Here is a 22036-nt window from a genome sequence, read left to right as displayed (position 1 = left end):
ATGATACCCAAATATGAATAATAAAAAGTTTACAGCCCATAAAGAGATGCGATTAGATATGTTTTTAACAGAACAACTAAATGAAACAAGAAATCAAATTGATCATTTGATAACAAAAGGTTTTGTAAGTGTTTCAAATAAGAAAAAAGCAAAGAGTGGACTTAAATTAACTATAGGACAAGAAGTTTTTGTAGAATTACCAGAAATCGTAAAAGAAAAAGCTTTAGATGTAGATTTTGATATCGAAATAGTTTATGAAGATAATGATTTTATGGTTATCAATAAACCATCAGGAGTGATTGTTCATGGTGCACCATCAGTAAAAGAAGCAACATTGGTTGATTGGTTAAAGAAAAAAAATATCTCTTTATCAACAATTAGTGGTGAAGAGAGACATGGTATAGTCCATAGAATCGATAAGGGGACTAGTGGTTTATTGTGTATTGCAAAAACAAATGAAGCACATGTAGCACTTTCAAAACAACTAGAAGATAAAACAATGGGAAGATTTTATGTAGCTTTGACTGATCTTCCTTTAAAAGATGATACTACTATAAATGCTGCAATTGGAAGAAATCCATCAAATAGATTAAAAATGGGATTAGTTTCATCAGGGAAAAGTGCAAAAACATCTTTTGTAAAATTAGCATTGAGTAATAATGAAAAATATGAACTAATTGCTGCAAAATTATACACAGGACGAACGCATCAAATCAGAGTACATTTAGAATCACTTCAAAGACATATCTTGGGTGATGTGTTATATGGATTTAAGGGGAATACTGATAAAATAAAAAGAGTTTATTTACATGCATTTAGCTTATATTTAAAGCATCCAATAACAAATGATGAGATGAATTTTAATGTTCCATTGCCAGATGATATGGATAATTTTTATAAAAATAATTTTAACGAGGAAGATGATAATGAAAAAATCAATAACGAGTATATTGTCGCTAGGTTTAATAGTATTATTTAGTGGTTGTCAACAAACAATATCAACACCAGCAAAACCAAAAATAGATGTTACTCTTCCAGTAATTGATGCTAGTTCGATGAAAAATATCTCTGATATTAATGCTATTGCTTTAGAGTGGAAAAAAATAGATATTGCACAAGCTGCTGGTTATTATATCATTAGAGCTGATATGCAAGAAGACGGCAAGTTTAAAAGAGTTGCAAAAATTGATAATAAGTTTGTAACACATTATTTGGATAAAGATTTAAACGCGAATAGTAAATATGGTTATAAAATTGCATTATTTACAAAAAGAGGTTTTGAATCAAGAGCAAGTGATGCACTTATAGTATCTACTTTACCAAATTTTGAATCAGTAAGTTTAATAGAATCAATTAGTAATTTACCAAGACAAATTAAAATCTTATGGAGACCACATTCAAATCCTCGAGTAGCCCAATATATTATAGAAAGAACATCTCCTACAAAGGCAAAATGGGAAGAGATTGCTGTTATGAAAAACCGATTAGATGTAGAATATATTGATGATGATTTAGGTGATAATCAAATTTTTATGTATCGAATTAAAGCAGTAACATTTGATGGGATTATTTCAAATATTAGTGCAATTGCAAGTGCGACTACAAAATCATTGCCAGGACAAATTAAAAAACTAGAAGCAACCACAACACTTCCAAAAAAGATACAGTTAGCATGGGGAAAATCTCTTACAAAAGATGTTATCGCATACAATATTTACAGAGCTGCAAGTGCAACGGGAAGTTACAGTAAAATATATACAGCACCAGTAAGTGATAATAGATTTGATGATGTAATTAGTACGGATGGAAAAATATATTTTTATAAAATAACAACAGTTGATAAAGATAACCTAGAAAGTAAAATTGATGAAGTAACACCAGTTATGGGGTCAACTTTAGCAAAACCAAGAATGCCTCAAATGACTTTAGCGATGATTGAGGGAAATAAAATGATTTTAAATTGGGTGTCAACTGATGATAGAACTGTATCATACAATATTTATAAAAAGTCATCAGAAAGTTGGACAAATTCAAAAGAGATATTAATTCCAAATGTTGCAGGAATTAGATTTGAAGATCCAGATGTAGTTAGAGGTGTCGAATATGAATATAGATTACAGGCTATAGATAAACATGGTTTATTATCAGAAACAACAGATAAAAGTACACTTATGTTACCAAAAATTGTGAAACTAAAAGGTCAAAATAAATAATGCCACATATTTTACTAAAACAGCATAATGACATAGATATAAAAAATAGTTCAAATTTTAGCTTTATTGCTAAAGGAAAATATGATCAGAAAATATGTGCCAACTTTGAGAATAAAGAGTTTTTATTAACAAAAGTAGAAAAAAATGGAAATGATCTTATAAAACTTGATAATGCTACAAGGCTTACTCCTGTAAGTCTTATGAAAACAGCGCTTAATGAATATGAAAAAGAATCAAAGAGCGAATTACTTTTTACAAATACAAACTCTAGTTATAATAAAATGAAACCAGAAGAAACTTATATAAAAACTATTGATTATTTTGCAAATGATTTTACAACAGATAAAGAGATTTGGGTTGAAGTTGGATTTGGGAGTGGGGTTCATTTGCTTCATCAAGCAATGCAAAATCCAGATAAACTGATAATAGGACTAGAGATTCATTATCCCTCTATAGAACAAGTTTTAAAACAGTTAAAAATACAAAATATTACTAATGTATTGATTGTAAATTATGATGCACGATTATTTTTGGAGTTTTTAGATTCTAATGCTGTTGGAAGAGTTTTTGTTCATTTCCCTGTACCATGGGATAAAAAACCCCATAGAAGAGTTATGAGCATAGGTTTTATAGAAGAGTGTATGCGTGTATTAAAAGTGACAGGTACATTAGAACTTCGAACAGATTCTCCAAACTACTTTGAATATTCTAGTTCCTTATTGGAACACTTTAAAGCGTATCCACACAAGATACTTAAAAATAAAGATTTAGATGTTACTAGTAAGTATGAAGCAAGATGGAAGCGTCAAGAAAAAGATATTTGGGATATAACTATAAGTGCCATAGAAGAGTCTGAACAAGTAGAATTTTTAACTGATTTTTCGTTTTCTGATATTTATGACATAGAAAAAATTAAAAATAATTTACCTAAAAAAGCAATTGTATCAAAAGAATATTTGATTAATTTTGAAGATTGGTATGATGTTAAGACAAAAGATGGAAATAGTGCATTGTTAGTAAAAGTTACTTTTGGAAGTTTTAATAGACCAGTTACAAAATATCTGTATATTGAAAATGGAAATAGTAGATACTTTCAAGGTGAACCAATCACTACACGAGTAAATTTAGAAGCACATCAAAATATTTTGGAGCTTTTAAAATGATTTTAGCCAAAAATCTTACATTGTCTTATGATAATAAAAAAAATATTATAGAAAATGTAAATTTTAAAATCAAAGAGAAAGAATTTATTTTTATAAGTGGTTCGAGTGGTTGTGGAAAATCAACTCTGCTAAAGTCATTATATGGTGAACTTCCAGTTTATAAAGGAAATCTTTTTGTAAATAAACATGACCTTTTAAAAAAGAATTATTCTAAGTTATTATCATTAAGAAAAGATTTAGGGATAGTTTTTCAAGATTATAAACTAATCCAAGATTATACTATTGAAGAAAACATTATGCTCCCCTTAAAAGTTCATAAATATTCAGATGATGTATCAAAAGCCCAAGTAAAAAAGCTTTTGAAACATGTAAAGCTTAGTCATAAAGTTGGGGCATATCCAGCTGAATTAAGTGGTGGTGAACAGCAAAGAGTTGCAGTAGCAAGAGCATTAGCGCATAATCCAAGTATTATATTAGCAGATGAACCTACAGGAAATCTTGATGATTATTCTTCTGATATGATTTGGACATTATTAAAAAATGCAAATGAACATTTAGGTATTACCATTGTTGTCGTTACACACAGAATACCAACGGATATGGGTATAAAGTATAGAAGATTTAATATAGAAGAGGGTGTTGTATATGAAGCTTCTTAAGTCTTTTTTGTCTGTTACTTTTCCTTTAGTTGTTATGCTATTTATGTTTTCTATCTATTTAATAGTAACAAAAGTTGTTGATAATTATAAACAAAATATTACTAATGATTATGCAATTTTAATAATTGCAAATACTCCTATATCATCTATTGATTCACTTGCAGAGATTAAAGTAAAAGAGATTGAACCATTAAGCAGAGAAAAAATCATTAAAGGGGTAAAAGATAATTTATCAGATACTTCAATTGATTTATTGCAAAAAAAATTACCTTATTTTTATAAAATATATTTAGAAGAATTTCCTACTTCTTTAAAATTGGAACAAATTAGAAAAGAGTTAATGACTATTTCCAATATCAGTAAAATAGAAACTTTTTCAAATAATCATAATAAATTGTATTCATTGTTAGTTCTTGTTCAAGATATAATATTTATTTTATTTAGTGCTGTATTATTATTATCCATATTATTATTATCTAAACAAATTAAAATATGGTTTTTTGAACATAATGATCGTATTAGTATTATTCAATTACATGGGGGGTCTTTAATATATAGCTCTATACCTATTATTAAAACTATATTATTAAGTGCTTTAGTTTCAAGTATATTAGCAAGCGGTATGTTATTTGTAATTATTAATAATATTCATCTTATACTAGAACCAGAAGTGATGACTCTTATCCCATCAGTTTTAAGTATGGAGATGGAGATTTTACAAATATTTTCTTTGTCTATAATTATTCCTCTTATTACTTTTTTTGGTTTATTGGTAAAATATAAATTACAATGAAACTTTTTTTAGCATTTTTACTACTTTTTTCTATATCATATGGATCAATAAATGATATAAATAACAAAATTAATAAAAATAAAAAGCAAATTAAATCTGTTCAGCAAAAAAAAAGCAGTATCAATAAAAATATCAATAAACTTGCAAATACTATTAATAAAGAGGAAGAAGCATACAAAAAAGTTGTTTCTATTTTAGAATCTACAAATACAAAACTCTTACTCAATCGAATGAAGTTATCAAGTGCTATCTCAAAAGTAAAACAGCTTACCAATAGGTCTGAACAATTAAAGCAGATGAAAGAAAAAATGGAAAAGGATGTTATTGATTTTGTTGTTGAGAAGTACTCTATGAGTATGGGTGTAGAGCAAATTAATAAAAAAAATATTAATGATATTATAAACAAGGAACTTTATACATTAGTTTTTGATAATACGCGTCAAGAGATAATAAATCTAAATATTAAATATCTGAAGGTTAATAGTTCGATCAGAGATAATGAGAAAAAAATCAAAGCTTTAAATAAATATATTCAAGAACAAAATGATGTTAAAAAACAATATACTGGTTTAGAAAAAGTACAAGAAAAAACACTTGCATCTTTAAAAAATAAACATAAAAAATATCAGAATAATTTGAAAAAGCTTATTGAAAAACAAAATAAAATTACAGACTTATTAGGTAGTTTAAATATTTTGAAGAAAAAAGAGATCAAAGCTGAAGAGTTACGAATCAAAAAAGCAAAAGCGTTGGCAAGAAAAAAAGAATTAGCAAGAATTAAAAAAGAAAAAGCAGCTTTAGCAGCTAAAAAAAGAGAGTTACTCAAGCAAAAAAAACAATCAAAAGAGATCAAAATCAAAAAAAGGGATGACTTTGATAAAGAGATTGATTTAGAAGTGAGAAAAATAGGTTCTTCTGCTAAAGGGGTGAAAATATCAAAATACTATGGTAGTACAACTATCTCTCCCCTGAAATCATATACTATAACAAAGCGATTTGGAAAGTATTATGACGCAGTTTACAAGATGGAACTTTTTAATGAGTCTGTAGCCTTAAAAACAAAGATACCAAATGCAAAAGTTTTTAGTGTATTTAAAGGACAAGTTGTTTATGCGAAGCAAAATTCTGGATTATTAGAAAATGTTGTAATTGTAAAACATAAAAATAATCTGCATACAATTTATTCACACCTTGATCAAATCTCACCAACTTTAAAAGCTGGTAAATGGATACCAAAAGGTTATGTTGTTGGTAGAGTAAGTGATACCTTAGAGTTTCAAGCAACAAAAAATAGCAAATATATCGATCCCCTTAAACTCATAAAAGGGGTGAAATAATTTTTAAATTTTTATTTGCCCTGTAATTGCTTTGGAAAGTGATAATATATCTACATTTTCCAAGCTAACACCTGTAGGAATACCTTGTGCTATTTTAGTAAAAATGATATTTCTGTTTTTAAGTCTATCTTCTATATAAAGTATAAAAGCATCATTTGCAAGACTTGGTGTAATTGCAAATAAAATATTATCAACCTCAAATTTTTCAACAAGTTTGATAAGATCGTTGATGATATCTTCTTCTAGAGATTCTATAACAAAATATTTTCCACTAAACTGTTTGGATTCTTCCATTATAAATATATCTTTTGCACTTTGCACAATACAAAGAGTTGTAGGATCTCTATCTTCATCTAAGCAGATTTCACAAATTTCATTTTCACTCATTGCGTGGCATCGTACACACTGTTTTATATCTCTTACTGCTGTTTCAATACTGTGAGCAAGTTTCATACCTATATAGGTGTTTTCAGTTACTATATAATAAGCTAATCTAATAGCTGATTTTTTCCCAATTGTAGGAAGCATTTCAAATGATTCTACAAGATCATAAAATTTTTCTAAATCTTTATTCATAAGAAATATTATAGCTGAATTTAGATAAAATAGGGCATTAAATATTATAAACATTAAAAGGAAAAACATTGACTAATCTTTGTTATTATGAAATTTTAGAAGTTCAAAGAGATGCTGAAAAAAGCACAATAAAAAAAGCATATAGAAAAATGGCTATGAAATATCATCCTGATAAGAACCCTGGTGATACGGAAGCAGAAGAAAATTTTAAAGCTGTAAATGAAGCGTATCAAGTATTAAGTGATTCAGAAAAACGATCTATTTATGATAGATATGGTAAAGATGGTTTAGAAGGACATGGTCAAGGTGGTGGATTTTCTCGTGGTGGAGGATTTGATGATTTAGGTTCAATATTTGAAGAGATGTTTGGAGGAAGTGGATTCGGTGGTGGACGCCAGCGTCAGAGAAAAACATATAATTATGATTTAGATACTGAGATTGAAGTAGACTTAGAATTTAATGAAGCAGTATTTGGTTGTAATAAAGAGATTAAATATAAGTATAAAATAGCTTGTAAATCATGTAAGGGAACAGGTGCTAAAGGTGGAAAACTAAGTACTTGTAAAACATGTAATGGTCAAGGTCAAGTTCATATGAAACAAGGTTTTATGACATTTGCTCAAACATGTCCTCATTGTAACGGAACAGGACAAGCAGTTGCAGAAAAATGTAATAGTTGTAGTGGTTCTGGATATGAAGAAAAAAGTGACTCTTTTAAAGTTGATATTCCAGAAGGTATCAATCATGGAAATAGAATAAGAGTAGGCAATAAAGGTAATATAGCACCTGATGGAAGTCGCGGAGATCTTTATATTGTAATCAATGTTGAAGAAGATAAACACTTTATTAGACATGACGATGATATTTATTTAGAAGTACCTTTATTCTTTACACAAGTTGCATTAGGAGATAGTATCACTATCCCAGGTTTAAGAGGAGAATTGGAACTTAAAATACCTAAAAATACTAGAGATAAAGAACAAATCATTTTTAAAGGTGAGGGTATTAAAAGTGTCAATGGATATGGAAAAGGAAATTTTATAGTACAAATAAAAATTCAGTACCCAGATAGTTTAAATAGTGAACAGAAAGAACTTTTGGAAAAATTACAGACAAGTTTTGGAATCGAATCAAAACCTCATGAAGATATTTTTGAAGGTATGTTTGCTAAAGTAAAGAGTTGGTTCAAATAAAATGAATGTTAAAGTTCAACCAATGGGAGCATATCAAACAAATTGTTATATCTTAACTGTTGACAATAAAGATTTTATAATTGATCCTGGAGTTGATGCAACATTATGGGTGCTAAATAATGTAACAAATCCAGTTGCCATTTTAAATACTCATGGACATTTTGATCATATTTGGAGTAACAAGGAATTAAGTGAAAAACTAAACATACCTATTTATTGCCCTAAAGATGATTGTTTTCTTCTAGAAGATGATCCTATGCAACGAGGAGCTCCAAAGAGTTTTCCAGAGTTTAAAATGGAACATGATGAAAAGATTATTTTAGAAGGTGTTGAAATAACTTTTCATTTTTTTCCTGGACATACACCGGGATGTTCTGCTATTCAAATTGGAGAGAACCTTTTTAGTGGGGATTTTATTTTTCAAGGCTCAATAGGTCGGGTTGACTTTCCATTTTCTAGTCCAGAATTGATGAAAAATAGTATTCATAAAGTGTTATCATGGAAAGATGATTTTATCATTTATCCTGGGCATGGTAGTAGAACAAAATTAAGTCTAGAAAGAAACTCACTTAAGTCTTGGTTAAATTATATTTAGGTGTGGTATGAACAGCAATGAAATGACTTTGCTAGATAGACTTAATGAAATTGTCGATGAGATACATCTTGAGGAAGTCAAAAAAATTGTTAGTACATTATCTAAAATCAATCAATTAAAACATAAACTTGAAAAAAATTTAATTGATGAAACATTTTATGAGAAAGTAGAAGAATCGCTACAAGAAGAATTTCATATCAATCGATTAAAAATAGTTTATGTCACATCTAATAAAAAGTCTATATTATTCACCTCGGAAGAGACAAAGTCTAGCTATAAGCATCTTTATGAATATAATGTTTCTAAAATAGAAGAGATAAAAATTTATTTTGATATGGATATGTTAACAGAATATAAAGTTTTAAGTCTAAATACATATTTAAAAGAGATTGTACACCTATTTTACCTCCAACATATACTTTTAAATGTCAAACAAACTTCTATGGTTGATCCTTTAACACAACTTCATAACAGAACATCCTTTAATCAAGAGATGAAAACACTTGTTCCTTTAGCTATTCGTGAAAAAATGAAATTTGGTGTTCTGCTGATTAATATTGATAGATTTAGAGCCGTAAATGATGAGCATGGTGATGAGTTTGGTGATGAGTTTTTAAAGCTTTATTCTAAAGTACTCAAAGAGAATATTCGAACATCAGATATTGCTGTTAGATTTTCAGGAGGTGAGTTTTTAGTATTGTTTATTAATATAGAGAGTGAATCGATGACTTTGAAATTAGCGGAAAAAATAAGAAAAAAACTTACTGAAGTATATATGATTACAAAAAATAATGATAAATTTAAGAAAACTGTTTGTATTGGTGTTTCTATGTTTCCCGAAGATTCTATAGATATCAATCAGGTTATTAAGTTTGCAGAGATCGCTTTAAGCGATGCCCAGAGTAAAGGGAGAAATAATATAGAACGATATAAAAATGATTTTTTTAATAAGATAGATTTCTTTTAAAAGATTATTAGAAAAAGCGAATAGAAAGAATGAGAATTAACTCATTCTTTTTTTATATATTTGAAGCGATTATATCACCCATTTGTGTACAATTTACTTGCTCTTTACAATCATAAGCAGCTAAATCTCCAGTTCTATAACCATCAGCCATAGTTTTCTTAATAGCAGCATCTATTGCATCAGCAGCATCTTCTTCATCTAAAGAATATCTAAGCATCATAGAAGCACTTGCAATAGTTGCAATTGGGTTAGCAATACCTAAACCAGCAATATCAGGAGCTGAACCATGGATTGGCTCATAAACAGCTGTTTTTAGTCCTGTAGAAGCAGATGGTAATAATCCAATAGAACCACTTAACATAGAAGCTTCATCACTTAAAATATCCCCAAAAATGTTTCCGGTTAAGATAACATCAAATTGTCTTGGATTTGCAATAAGTTGCATAGCACAGTTATCAACATACATATGTGTAAGTTCAACTTCTGGATATTCTTTAGCAATTCTTTCTGTTGTGTCTCTCCATAATTGAGAAACATCAAGAACATTTGCTTTGTCGATTGAACAAACTCTTTTATCTCTTTTCATCGCAAGTTTAAATGCAACATGAGCGATTCTTTCAATCTCTTCTACAGTATAAACCATAGTGTTCCAACCTTTAGTTTCAGTTTTACCTTTAGGTTCACCAAAGTAAATTCCACCAATAAGTTCTCTAACAACCATGATATCAACACCTTTGATAACTTCTGGCTTTAATGAACTTGCATCAACTAATTCATCATAAACAGTAGCTGGTCTAAGGTTTGCAAATACACCCATCTCTTTTCTAAATCTTAAAAGTCCAGATTCTGGTCTAAGTTCTCTGTCTAAATTATCCCATTTTGGTCCACCAATAGCACCAAATAAACAAGCATCTGAATTTAATACACCATCGATAGTTTCTTGTGGAAGTGGATTACCAGTTGCATCAATAGCACAACCACCCATTAAGTATTCTTTGTAGTCAAAATTGATATCAAATTTTTTACCAACTGCACCTAATACTTTGATAGCTTGGTCTACAATCTCAACACCAATACCATCACCTTTTATTACTGAAATATTATAATTTTTAGGCATTTTTAGCTTCCTTTGCTGCAAAATTCATTAATCCACCACATCCAAGCAACTCTTGCATAAATGGAGGGATTGGAGTAAATTTATATGTTTTTTCAGTAGTGTTATTTTGAATTGTACCTTCATCTAAATCAATAGATATCTCTTGTCCCTCAATGATTTCTTCTGCATTTTCTAATTCAAAAATAGGTAGTCCCATATTAAAAGCATTTCTATAAAAAATTCTTGCAAAAGTAGGAGCAATAACAGCAGCAACACCAGCAGCTTTTAAAGCGATTGGAGCATGTTCTCTTGAAGAACCACATCCAAAATTTTCTCCTGCAACAATAATGTCACCTGGCTGAACTTTTGAGGGAAAATCAGGATCAGCATCTTCCATTACATATTTTGCTAAGTGATCAGGATCACTACTATTTAAATATCTTGCAGCAATTATTAAATCTGTATCAATGTTGCTTCCAAAGTTCCACACTTTTCCAGTAATTTTATTCATTATTTTTATTTCCTTATATCATTAATCGAATTTTTATTTTCTGCATTTTATCCAAAATTTAATTAATTAATCATTGTATAATTAAATTTGGGTATAATGTATATATAAAAATCAAATAAAAGGCTTGTATTCTAAATGGCACCAAAAGTAAAAGATATAAATAAAGCAATTGAAAAAATATTTAAAGATAACAAAGACAATATTTTAACACATGAGGAATTAATTGTTCTTTTTCCTAAAACTCCTACACTTGCAACTACAAAAAAAATACTTGCACAAAAACAACTATTTAATGTAGACTTAATGAGTTCAAGAGAACATGCGAAAAGAATTAATGAACTTGAATATCAAAAAAAAGAAGAAGCAAGAATTAAAAGACAAGAGTCTAATGAAGGCGAAGAGTTCGATTTATTAAAAAATAAAGAACTTCTTGAATGGAGTAGATCTGATTCTCCTGTAAGAATGTATTTAAGAGAGATGGGGAAAGTACCTCTTTTAACAAAAGAAGAAGAGATAGAGATTAGTCAGCATATGGAAAAAGGTGAAAATACTATTCTTGATGCTATTTGTTCTGTTCCTTATTTGATTGATTTTATTTTAGAGTATAAAGAACCATTAGTAAATAGAGAAAGAAAAGTTAAAGAGTTATTTAAAAATTTTGATGATGATAATGAATCTGAAGATGCAGAAACTGATGTAATCGACGAACTTGATGAAGAGGCTGTTGTTGACAATGAAAGTAAATCAAAAGATAAAAAACTTGATAAGAGAGCGCAAAAAATTATTGAAGCGTTTAAATTGTTAGAAAAAGCTAAAAAAGACTGGATGAAGTTTACAGCTAAAGAGGTAGCAAAAAGTGAAGATGAGATAGATGTATTAACTTTTGATTTATTAGCTGCTTATAAAAAAAGAAGTATCAAAGAAAGTTTAATTGAACTTGGACCAACAAGTAAACTTATTGCTGAGATTGTAAAAGCTATGGAAACTTCACTTGGAAGTGCTGATGGTTTTGAAGTTGAGTTAAAAAGACTTGAGTATAAGTTGCCTTTATTTAATGAAACATTGTTAGAAAACCATAAAAAACTTTTAGAAAAGATTTTGACATTGTCTAAAGTTGATATTATTAGTATGGTTCCAGAAGCTACAATGGTTTCAACATATATGGAGATTAAAAAACTTTATCAAACAGCTGAGGCTAGTGAAGGTGGATTTGATTTAGAAGAAGATGAGCTTAAAGATGTTTTGGAGCAAATTAAACTTGGTAAAAAAATAACTGATGAATCTAAAAACAGAATGGCTAAGTCAAATCTTAGACTTGTTGTATCTATTGCAAAAAGATATACAAATAGAGGTTTACCATTCTTAGATTTGATTCAAGAGGGTAATATTGGTCTTATGAAAGCTGTTGATAAATTTGAGTATAAAAAAGGGTATAAATTCTCTACATATGCTACATGGTGGATTAGACAAGCAATTTCAAGAGCGATTGCAGATCAAGCAAGAACTATTAGAATTCCTATCCATATGATTGAAACGATTAATAGAATCAATAAAATCATTAGAAAAGGTATCCAAGAAAATGGTAAAGAGCCAGATGTAGATATGATTGCAAAAGAGGTTGGTCTTACTGTTGATAAAGTTAAACAAGTAATTAAGATTACGAAAGAACCAGTTTCACTTGATGCTCCTATAGGAAATGAAGATGATGGTAAGTTTGGAGATTTTGTAGCTGATACAGCTGCACCAACACCTGTAGATAATATTATGCATGATGATTTACTTGGTCAAATTGATCAAATTTTAGGACAGTTAAATGAGAGAGAACAAGCTGTTGTAAGAATGAGATTTGGACTTTTAGAAGATAGAAGTGATAGAACTCTTGAAGAGATTGGAAATACATTGAGTGTAACAAGAGAGCGAGTTAGACAAATTGAGTCTAGTGCTATTAAAAAATTAAAACACCCTAAAGTGGGAAGAAACCTTAAAAACTATGTAGAAAGTTAATCTCTACATAGTTTCAATGGGCAATAAAAAAGGGACATCTAAATGATGTCCCTTTTTTTATAGAGAAAAACTAATTAGTTTTTTTCTACAAAGTTTTTAATTCTAGAGATACCTGCTTTAATAGTTGTTTCATCTGTTGCAAATGAAAATCTAAAGTAACCCTCTGTTCCAAATGCAAGACCAGGCACAATTGCAACACCTTCTTTTTCGAGTAAATCTGCTGCAAATTGGACAGAGTCTGTTGTTAATTGTTTAATATTAACAAAAACATAAAATGCTCCATCAGGAATAACACAGCTTAAACCTTTGATTTCATTAAACTCTTTAACTACAATATCTCTTCTTTTTTCAAACTCTTGACGCATCATCTCTATATCTGCATCAGCACTTCCATCAAGTGCAGTAACTGCTGCTTGTAGTGTCACTGAATTTACATTTGAAGTTACTTGTCCTTGAAGTTTAATCATTGCTTTTACTAAGTCTTTATTTGGAGTTGCAATATAACCATATCTCCAACCTGTCATCGCAACTGCTTTACTGATACCATTTATTGTTACAGTTCTTTGAAACATATCTTCATTTACAGATGCAACAGCAGTGAATTTTTTTCCATCATAGATAATTTTTTCATACATCTCATCTGAAAGTACTAAAATATCTGTTCCTTTTAAAACTTCTGATATCTCTAAAAGTTCCTCTTTTGTATATACTCCACCTGTAGGATTTGAGGGAGTATTAAGTAATAAAATTTTAGTTTTTGGTGTAATTACTTCTTGAAGTTGTTGTGCAGTGATTTTGAAATTTGTTGAATCATCTGTTGCTATAAATACAGGAATACCATTTGAAAATTTCACTTGTTCTGGATATGTTACCCAATAAGGCGCAGGAATAATTACTTCATCTCCATCTTCAATTAAACATTGAAATAAATTAAATAAAGAGTGTTTTGCTCCATTTGAAACAATAATCTCATCTAAGTTATATTCTAAATTATGATCTTTTTGTAGTTTACTAATAATTGCTTTTTTTGTTTCTATAGTTCCCTCAACAGCTGTGTATTTAGTATGACCATTTTGAATAGCTTTTATAGCAGCATCTTTAATTATTTGAGGAGTATCAAAATCTGGTTCTCCTGCACTAAAACTTAAAATATCTTTACCTTGCGATTTAAGATCTCTTGCCATTGCTGTAATAGCCATTGTAACTGATGGAGATAAATTTTCCATTCTGCTTGCAATTTTCATTTATATTCCTTAATATAATATCACTAATAATTTGGTGATTATACTTAAAAATTAATCAATATTTTATTAATTATGATATAATATAAGTACTAATGGAGATTTAAATGAAGTTTATTTATACAATATTAATGTTTTCAATTTTACTAGTAGGTTGTGGTTATAAAGCACCTCCTGTATATGTTGATGACACTGTTGAAAAGAAGAAATAGGTAAAGATGATTTATGATTATTTGATTATAGGTACAGGTATTGCTGGTTTAAATGCAGCAAGGTTAATACCTAAAGAGAAAAAAGTTTTAGTAGTCTGTAAAAAAACACCGTGGGAATGTAACACTTTTTGGGCACAAGGGGGAGTAGTTCGAGTTAGAGATGACGATGATATTCCTTTACATATTCAAGACACTCTGAATGCTGGAGTAAATTTGAATGATAAAAATGCTGTTGAAACTTTGAGTAATAATTCAATTTCGGCTATTGATGATATGATCAACAATGGTTTTGAGTTTGATAGAAATGCTGAAGGAAAACTTGCTTTTACAAAAGAAGCTGCTCATAGTACAAGTAGAATTTTACATGCTGATGGAGATGCAACTGGACGGGTGATTCATATGTATTTACTTAAAGTTTGTCCTCATGAAGTGATTACAGATTCTATTGTTATTGATCTATTGTATGAAGATAATATTTGTTATGGTGCACATCTGATTCAAAATGGTAAAGATAGAACTGTGTATGCGCATAATACAATTATCGCTTCAGGAGGAGTTGGATCAATTTATAGATACCATACAAACTCTACTACTATTGCAGGTGATATTCAAGGAATATGTATAGAAAAAGGTATTGCACTTAAAGATATGGAGATGATGCAGTTTCATCCAACTGTGTATGTTGAAAATGATAAAGCTAGAAAACAACTTTTAAGCGAGGCATTACGAGGTGAGGGTGCATTAATAGAAGATGAAGATGGTTATCAATTTTTAAAAGATTATCATAAAGATAAAGAACTTGCTCCAAGAGATGTTGTGAGTCGTGCTATATTTGATTATTCTAAAAAGACAGGTTCTAAGATATATCTTTCTTTTCAAAACTTTAGCAAAGACTTTTTTAAAAAAAGGTTCCCAAATATCTATAAAAATTTAAAAGAGATAGGGTTTGAACTTCCTTTTGAAAGAGTCCCTATAAGTCCTGCTTTTCATTATAGTATGGGTGGAATTGATGTTGATTTAAATTCAAAAGTTAAAAATGCAAAAAATTTATATGCTGTTGGAGAAGTGGCTTGTACTGGTGTTCATGGTGCAAATCGTTTAGCTTCAAACTCTTTACTAGAGGGACTTGTTTTTTCTAAACTTGCAGTTGAGCATAGTATTAAAGAAAGTTTTCAAATAGATTTAAAGAACTTTAAAGCTAAAAATAACCAGCCTCATTATATCTTATTAAAAGACACAGATAAAGCAATAAAAAATGGTTTGAGAAATTTAATGTGGACAAATGTTGGAATTGTAAGAGAACGCCAAGAGTTAATTGATGCTTATGATGAAGTAGAATCATACCTTTGTGAGGATATAGGTAGACTTCTTTTTTTAAGGTTACTTACGGCAAAATCCATTATTAAAAGTGCTATTGATAGAAAAAATTCTATTGGTGCACACTATATTAAGGAGAAATAATGTTTAAACTACTAATAGTTAGTTTATTAAGTATATTTGCTTTTGCAAGTGGAGGAGGAGAAAGTACTCCTGTGGTTAATCCAGATATTACAATGACTTGGGTTGGTATCTTATCTATAATAATATTTGTAATTGGGTACTATTTTATTGCAATGGAAGATAAATATCATATCGATAAAGCAAAACCTGCTCTTTTGACAGGAACATTTTTGTTTATGCTTATTGCAGCTTATTATGCAATTAATGGTATGGATATGGATTTAGTTCATACACAAGCACAACATCTTATTTTAGAGATAGCTGAGATTTTCTTTTTCTTATTTGTAGCAATGACATATATAGAATCTATGATACATATGGGAGTATTTGATAAGCTAAAATACAATCTTGTATCTAAAGGATATACATATAAAAAGTTATTTTGGGTAACAGGGATATTAGCATTTTTTATCTCACCAATTGCAGACAATTTAACTACAGCATTAATTCTTTCTACAGTTTTAATAACAATTGAAAAAACAAGAAAAGATTTTTTAGTACCAGGTGCTATTAATATTGTTGTTGCTGCAAATGCAGGTGGGGCATGGTCGCCATTTGGAGATATTACAACTCTTATGGCATGGACAGCTGGAAAAGGACACTTTGCAGACTTTTTATACTTATTCCCAGCTTCGATACTTGGTTATTTAGCAACAGCTTATTTACTGTCAAAATTTGTACCAAATGAAGTACCTGATTTTGATGTTGCAAAAGAAACTAAACCAGTGATGATGAAAGGTGCTAATGTAGTAATAGGACTAGGTGTATTTACAATTTTTTGTGCTGTAATGTCTCATCAAATTTTACACCTTCCTGCTATGTGGGGTATGATGTTTGGTTTATCACTTTTAAAACTTTATGCATATAGACTGAAAAAAGTACATAATACAGAATTTGATGTATTTGGAGCTATGGCAAAAATTGAAAATAATACATTATTATTTTTCTTTGGTATATTAGCAGCTGTTGGTGCATTATATTTTATAGGGTGGTTAGCAGTTGCTGCAGTTGTATATGATCCATCAGTTTTAGGACCAACATGGTCAAACATTGGAGTTGGTTTCTTATCAGCTATTGTTGATAATGTTCCTGTAATGTCTGCTGTACTAAAAGCAAATCCAGATATGGTTCATGCTCAGTGGATGTTAGTAACTTTAACAGCTGGTGTTGGTGGTTCTATGATTGCATTTGGATCTGCTGCTGGTGTTGGTGTTATGGGTAAACTCCCAGGTATTTATACTTTTAGAGCACATATGCAATATTCATGGACTATTTTATTAGGATACATTATTTCAATAGTTGTATGGTATGTACAGTTTGAAATTTTCAAATTTGGTGCATAACTTACTTATAACGACTTAAAAAAAGACTAAGGGTTTTCTCTTGGTCTTTTTTAATACTACACAATTTGCTTTTTAATTTAAAATAAATAATTTCTCTTTTTTAATATAGCTTTTTAATTCTTCAAAATATAACAAATGGATCTATAAATGTTAAAACAAAAACCATATAAAGTATTTTTTAAATACATCATACCTTCTATTTTAGGTCTCCTTGCAATATCATCAGCTAGCATCATCGATGGGTATTTTGTAGGGAACTATGTAGGTTCAATAGGACTTGCTTCTATAAATATTACATATCCAATAATCTCAATTTTATTTGGAGTAGGGCTTATGTTTGCTGTTGGTTCTAGTGTAATGGTTTCAAAACTCTTGGGTGAAAAGAAAAAAGAAGAAGCTTTAAATATATTTTCAAAAGCAATTGTTTTTGTTACTATTTTTAGTGTAGTTTCATGTTTTTTTGTTTATTTAAATATTGACAATATTCTTTACTTATTAAATATAACAGATGAATTACAAAAAAATACAAAGGTATATTTAAGCATTGTTATTGGCTTTTTACCATTTATTATGATAGGAATAGTCTTAGACTACTTTGTAAGAGCAGATGAAAACCCAAATCTTTCATTTTTAGCTTTAATCTCTAGTGCTATTGTAAATATAATACTTGATTATCTATTTATAGTAAAACTTGATTATGGTTTAGCAGGAGCTGCTTGGGCTACTGGATTATCTTATAGTATTATTATTTTGATTCTTATTCCTCACTTTTTTACGACAAAAGCAACACTTAAACTTATAAAACCAACGGGAGGTTATACTGTTATATTTGTAGCTATGAAAAATGGAGTTTCAGAGTTTATAAACGAGTCTTCTGCTGGTATAACTGTCATGATATTTAATTTTATGATGATAAAATATGTAGGTGCTAGTGGTGTTGCAGCATATACTATTGTGACTTATTTTATCATGATAAGTATTATGATAAGTTTCGCTATAAGTGATGGGCTACAACCAATAGTAGCTAAACATTATGGTGCAAAAGAGTTTAGTAGAATTAAAATTTTTTTAAAAATGGGCTTTAGTACAATTTTTGTTTTCTCTTCAATTTTAGTAGTATTTGTGCTTGTAAATCCCCAAAGTTTAGCAGATCTATTTTTAGATAATAATAGTACAGAAACAAAAAATATCACAATTGAGTTTTTAAAATATACTTGGATTGCATTTTTATTTGTAGGCTTAAATATCCTTATCACTTCTTATCTTACTTCTATACATCAGCCTCTTGCATCAGCTAGTATATCAATAGTAAGAAGTTTAATATTTCCTATATTTTTTGTAAGTATATTATCTTACTTTTTTGGACTAGTTGGTGTTTATATTGCTCTTCCTTTTAGTGAAATCTTTACATTTTTAATTGCATTTTATTTTTTTAGGAAGTTTTCAGTCTAAAGAGCAACACTATAAAAGAATTACTTTTACTAGGACATATTTTACTAAACTTTAGATATAATAGTGATATTTATAGTTATTTTAAAGGATTTTATTTGAAACATGTACCAATATTAGTTTTAGACTTTGGAAGTCAATACACACAACTTATCTCTAAAAGATTAAGAAACAATGGATTTTACTCTGAAATAGTTCCATACAACGAGTCAATTGAAGATATTAAAGCACGAACTCCAAAAGGTATAGTTTTAAGTGGTGGACCTGCTTCTGTTTATGCTGATGATGCATATAAAGTTGATAAAGCTGTTTTTGACTTAGGTTTACCAATTTTAGGAATTTGTTATGGTATGCAAACAATTGCTCACTATTTAGGTGGAAGTGTAATCCCCGCAGATCATCATGAATATGGTAAAGCAGAACTAAAAGTAGAACAATCATCCTCTCCAATTTTCAAAGATATCACAGATAATGAAGTTGTATGGATGTCGCATGGAGATAGAGTAGAATCTTTACCTACAGGATTTGAAGTAATCGCAACGAGTTCAAACTCACCTTATGCTGCTATTGCAAATGAAGATAAAAATATCTATGCATTTCAATATCACCCAGAAGTAACTCATTCAGTTGAGGGTGGGCAGATGTTAATCAACTTTGCTAAACATATTTGTAAATGTGAAAAAAACTGGAATATGGGAAATTTTGCAAAAGAACAAATAGCAAAAATCAGAGCTCAAGTTGGTGATAAAAAAGTTCTTTGTGGTGTAAGTGGTGGAGTTGATAGCTCTGTTGTTGCTACACTATTAGCTGAAGCAATCGGTGACAAACTTGTACCTGTATTTGTTGACAATGGTCTATTAAGAGGAAATGAAGTACAAGATGTACAAAATATGTTTGCTAACAGAGGTATTGGGCTTATTACAGTTGATGCTAGTGAACAATTTTTATCAAAACTAGCGGGCGTTACTGATCCTGAAACAAAGAGAAAAATTATTGGTGAGACATTTATTGAAGTATTTGACCAAGAAGCAAAAAAACATGATGGTATCTCATTTTTAGCACAAGGAACACTTTACACAGATGTTATTGAATCTGTATCAGTAAAAGGACCTTCTAAAACAATTAAATCTCATCATAATGTTGGTGGACTTCCTGATTGGATGACTTTTGAACTTATTGAGCCTTTAAGAGAAATCTTTAAGGATGAAGTAAGAGTATTAGGACTTGAGTTAGGTTTACCTGCGCAAATGATTGGACGACATCCTTTCCCTGGGCCTGGACTTGCTATACGAATTATGGGTGATGTTAATTCTCCAGATTTAGATATTTTAAGAAAAGCAGATACTATTATGTTGGATGTTTTAAGAAGTACAGGTTGGTATGATAAAACATGGCAAGCATTTACAGTACTTTTAAATGTAAAATCTGTTGGAGTTATGGGTGATAACAGAACTTATGACAATACAGCTTGTATTAGAATCGTAAATGCTATTGATGGTATGACAGCAACTTTTGCACATATTCCTCATGATATATTGGAACAAATGAGTAGAAGAATTATCAATGAAGTTGATGGAATCAATAGAGTTGTATATGATATTAGTAGTAAACCACCTGCAACGATTGAGTGGGAATAAGAAGTGAAACCTTCCTTAAAACAAGGTTTCTCTATTATTGAACTTATTTTTGTTATAGCTGTATTAGGAATAATAGCAGCTGTAGCAGTTCCTAAACTTATGGATACAAGAAGCAGTGCTATTGTATCGACTATCAAACAAGATATTTCAACTATCACCACCTCTGTACAATCGTATTACATGATGAATAATAAAATTGATAATATCTCTGACAGTGTTAACATAAATGAATCAACTTGGACAGTAAGTTCTAAAAAAGTTGAATTTAAAATAGAAGATACTGTTTGTGTTTCTATCTCTCTCAATGACAATAAATTAAGTGTTGATATAAATGATAATAGTGATAGTACTGTTTGTAAAAAATTATATGAAAGTGGAGTAAGAGATGTTTCTTATGATTTATATTAATGGCTAGTAAAGTTGTATTTTTAGATAGAGATGGAGTTATTAATACAGAGAAAAACTATCTTCATAGAATAGAAGATTTTGAATTTATTGATGGTGTCTTTGAGTCTTTAAAGTATCTTCAATCTTTAGGATATAAATTAGTTATAATCACTAATCAGTCTGGAATTGGAAGAGGGTATTATACTAGTGAACAGTATGAAATACTTACTAGATGGTTGAAAGAAGAGTTTAAAAAACAAAACATCGAAATAACAGAAATATTTTGTTGTCCTCACTCTCCTGATGATGAATGTAGTTGTAGAAAACCGAACATTGGAATGATAGAACAAGCTTCAAAAATTATTGATATAGATTATAAAAATTCTTGGATTATTGGAGATAAAAATTCTGATATACAAACTGGAATCAATGCAAATATACAAAATACAATCCAAGTCAAAACAGGGCATGCATTTGACGAAACTCAATCAAAAGCTTCTTTTATACTAAATTCAATAAAAGATGTTTCAACTATTATCAAGTCATAAAAATTATTTCGCTAGAATAATTTTAATTATGTAATAGGAATACAATATGATAAATACTATAAAAAACGAATTTCAATCACATTTAGAAACTATAACTTCTGTAATGGGAACAATGGAAAATGATATTCAAATAGCATCAACAATAATAGTAGATGCATTAAAAAGTGGAAATAAAGTTCTACTGTGTGGAAATGGCGGAAGTGCAGCAGATGCACAGCACATTGCAGCTGAATTAACAGGTAGATATAAAACTGAAAGAAGAGGACTTCCTGGTATTGCTCTTACAACAGATACGAGTGCTTTAACAGCTATAGGAAATGATTATGGATATGATAGAGTTTTTGATAGACAAGTTGAATCTTTGGCGAATGAAGGCGATGTAATTATAGGTATTAGTACAAGTGGAAATAGTAAAAATGTCGTAAGTGCTTTAAAACTTGGACAAGAACTAGGATGTAAAACTGTTGGTTTTACTGGTCGTGATGGTGGTGCTATGAACGATGTTTGTGATGTTAATTTAGTAGTACCTAGTGATAATACACCAAGAATACAAGAGATGCATATACTTTTTGGTCATACTATTTGTCAAATAATTGATAACAATTTTTAAAA

Annotated in this window: 21 protein-coding genes; 17 read left to right on the top strand and 4 right to left on the bottom strand. The window is 29.5% G+C overall.

All coding sequences use genetic code 11. The features are described from left to right. Window positions 1-13 precede the first annotated feature (13 nt). The 6 genes from ACMCMH_RS01310 to ACMCMH_RS01285 are packed head-to-tail and all read left to right on the top strand — an operon-like array spanning window position 14 to window position 6165. Complete coding sequence (locus ACMCMH_RS01310) at window positions 14-979, top strand: RluA family pseudouridine synthase (protein ID WP_412726325.1); 966 nt, start codon at window positions 14-16, stop codon at window positions 977-979. Further along, the gene (locus ACMCMH_RS01305) at window positions 927-2213 is read left to right on the top strand and encodes a fibronectin type III domain-containing protein (RefSeq protein WP_412726323.1); all 1287 of its coding nucleotides are present in this window, start codon (window positions 927-929) and stop codon (window positions 2211-2213) included. The genes ACMCMH_RS01310 and ACMCMH_RS01305 overlap by 53 nt, the downstream gene beginning before the upstream one ends. Beyond that, window positions 2213-3376: a tRNA (guanosine(46)-N7)-methyltransferase TrmB gene (gene trmB, locus ACMCMH_RS01300; RefSeq protein ID WP_412726321.1), complete on the top strand. Its 1164-nt coding sequence runs from the start codon at window positions 2213-2215 to the stop codon at window positions 3374-3376. The genes ACMCMH_RS01305 and trmB overlap by 1 nt, the downstream gene beginning before the upstream one ends. Beyond that, window positions 3373-4035, top strand: a complete 663-nt coding sequence (locus ACMCMH_RS01295; RefSeq protein WP_412726319.1) for a cell division ATP-binding protein FtsE — start codon at window positions 3373-3375, stop codon at window positions 4033-4035. Before trmB ends, ACMCMH_RS01295 begins: the two co-directional genes overlap by 4 nt. After that, entirely contained in the window at window positions 4022-4828 is an 807-nt protein-coding gene (locus ACMCMH_RS01290) for a cell division protein FtsX (RefSeq protein WP_412726317.1), read from the top strand. Before ACMCMH_RS01295 ends, ACMCMH_RS01290 begins: the two co-directional genes overlap by 14 nt. Then, window positions 4825-6165, top strand: a complete 1341-nt coding sequence (locus tag ACMCMH_RS01285; protein ID WP_412726315.1) for a murein hydrolase activator EnvC family protein — start codon at window positions 4825-4827, stop codon at window positions 6163-6165. Before ACMCMH_RS01290 ends, ACMCMH_RS01285 begins: the two co-directional genes overlap by 4 nt. Before the next feature lie 3 nt (window positions 6166-6168). On the opposite strand, the gene recR is transcribed toward ACMCMH_RS01285, so the two are convergent. Continuing rightward, window positions 6169-6741, bottom strand: a complete 573-nt coding sequence (gene recR / locus ACMCMH_RS01280) for a recombination mediator RecR (protein ID WP_412726313.1) — start codon at window positions 6739-6741, stop codon at window positions 6169-6171. Between the two features lie 68 nt (window positions 6742-6809). Between recR and dnaJ the strand changes: the two genes are divergently transcribed. Genes dnaJ through ACMCMH_RS01265 form a run of 3 tightly spaced genes read left to right on the top strand, consistent with a single transcriptional unit; the run spans window position 6810 to window position 9496 of the window. After that, window positions 6810-7934 (top strand): molecular chaperone DnaJ, encoded by a 1125-nt coding sequence (gene dnaJ, locus ACMCMH_RS01275; protein ID WP_412726311.1) that lies wholly within the window; start codon window positions 6810-6812, stop codon window positions 7932-7934. A 1-nt stretch (window position 7935) separates the two neighbouring features. Next, entirely contained in the window at window positions 7936-8529 is a 594-nt protein-coding gene (locus ACMCMH_RS01270) for an MBL fold metallo-hydrolase (protein ID WP_412726309.1), read from the top strand. A 7-nt stretch (window positions 8530-8536) separates the two neighbouring features. Next, window positions 8537-9496, top strand: a complete 960-nt coding sequence (locus tag ACMCMH_RS01265; RefSeq protein WP_412726307.1) for a GGDEF domain-containing protein — start codon at window positions 8537-8539, stop codon at window positions 9494-9496. Between the two features lie 52 nt (window positions 9497-9548). On the opposite strand, the gene leuB is transcribed toward ACMCMH_RS01265, so the two are convergent. Together leuB and ACMCMH_RS01255 are read right to left on the bottom strand one after the other, a co-directional pair. Further along, window positions 9549-10613: a 3-isopropylmalate dehydrogenase gene (gene leuB / locus ACMCMH_RS01260; RefSeq protein ID WP_412726305.1), complete on the bottom strand. Its 1065-nt coding sequence runs from the start codon at window positions 10611-10613 to the stop codon at window positions 9549-9551. Beyond that, window positions 10606-11103: a 3-isopropylmalate dehydratase small subunit gene (locus ACMCMH_RS01255; RefSeq protein ID WP_412726303.1), complete on the bottom strand. Its 498-nt coding sequence runs from the start codon at window positions 11101-11103 to the stop codon at window positions 10606-10608. Before ACMCMH_RS01255 ends, leuB begins: the two co-directional genes overlap by 8 nt. Window positions 11104-11238: 135 nt before the next feature. Here ACMCMH_RS01255 and rpoD point away from each other — a divergent pair, with 135 nt between their 5' ends. Further along, on the top strand, window positions 11239-13107 hold the full coding sequence (gene rpoD / locus ACMCMH_RS01250) for an RNA polymerase sigma factor RpoD (RefSeq protein ID WP_412726301.1): 1869 nt from the start codon (window positions 11239-11241) through the stop codon (window positions 13105-13107). Window positions 13108-13181: 74 nt separating this feature from the next. On the opposite strand, the gene ACMCMH_RS01245 is transcribed toward rpoD, so the two are convergent. Beyond that, a complete protein-coding gene (locus tag ACMCMH_RS01245; RefSeq protein ID WP_412726299.1) occupies window positions 13182-14351 on the bottom strand; it encodes a pyridoxal phosphate-dependent aminotransferase in 1170 nt (389 codons plus the stop codon). 215 nt (window positions 14352-14566) lie between these two features. Between ACMCMH_RS01245 and ACMCMH_RS01240 the strand changes: the two genes are divergently transcribed. From ACMCMH_RS01240 to gmhA, 7 genes are all read left to right on the top strand, one after another. Further along, the gene (locus tag ACMCMH_RS01240) at window positions 14567-16021 is read left to right on the top strand and encodes an L-aspartate oxidase (protein WP_412726297.1); all 1455 of its coding nucleotides are present in this window, start codon (window positions 14567-14569) and stop codon (window positions 16019-16021) included. Continuing rightward, entirely contained in the window at window positions 16021-17403 is a 1383-nt protein-coding gene (gene nhaD / locus ACMCMH_RS01235; RefSeq protein ID WP_412726295.1) for a sodium:proton antiporter NhaD, read from the top strand. The genes ACMCMH_RS01240 and nhaD overlap by 1 nt, the downstream gene beginning before the upstream one ends. A 147-nt stretch (window positions 17404-17550) precedes the next feature. Then, a complete protein-coding gene (locus ACMCMH_RS01230; RefSeq protein WP_412726293.1) occupies window positions 17551-18855 on the top strand; it encodes an MATE family efflux transporter in 1305 nt (434 codons plus the stop codon). 95 nt (window positions 18856-18950) lie between these two features. After that, on the top strand, window positions 18951-20489 hold the full coding sequence (gene guaA, locus ACMCMH_RS01225) for a glutamine-hydrolyzing GMP synthase (RefSeq protein WP_412726291.1): 1539 nt from the start codon (window positions 18951-18953) through the stop codon (window positions 20487-20489). A gap of 3 nt (window positions 20490-20492) precedes the next feature. Beyond that, entirely contained in the window at window positions 20493-20897 is a 405-nt protein-coding gene (locus ACMCMH_RS01220; protein ID WP_412726289.1) for a type II secretion system protein, read from the top strand. Beyond that, on the top strand, window positions 20897-21424 hold the full coding sequence (gmhB, locus tag ACMCMH_RS01215) for a D-glycero-beta-D-manno-heptose 1,7-bisphosphate 7-phosphatase (protein WP_412726287.1): 528 nt from the start codon (window positions 20897-20899) through the stop codon (window positions 21422-21424). Before ACMCMH_RS01220 ends, gmhB begins: the two co-directional genes overlap by 1 nt. 46 nt (window positions 21425-21470) lie before the next feature. Beyond that, entirely contained in the window at window positions 21471-22034 is a 564-nt protein-coding gene (gene gmhA / locus ACMCMH_RS01210; protein ID WP_412726285.1) for a D-sedoheptulose 7-phosphate isomerase, read from the top strand. Window positions 22035-22036: the final 2 nt, after the last annotated feature.

The organism is Arcobacter sp. 15-2 (genome assembly GCF_047159865.1).
Classification (GTDB): Bacteria; Campylobacterota; Campylobacteria; order Campylobacterales; family Arcobacteraceae; genus JAIOSF01.
The sequence above is the reverse complement of the archived record's forward strand: the minus strand, read 5'-3'. Positions and strand labels throughout refer to the sequence as shown.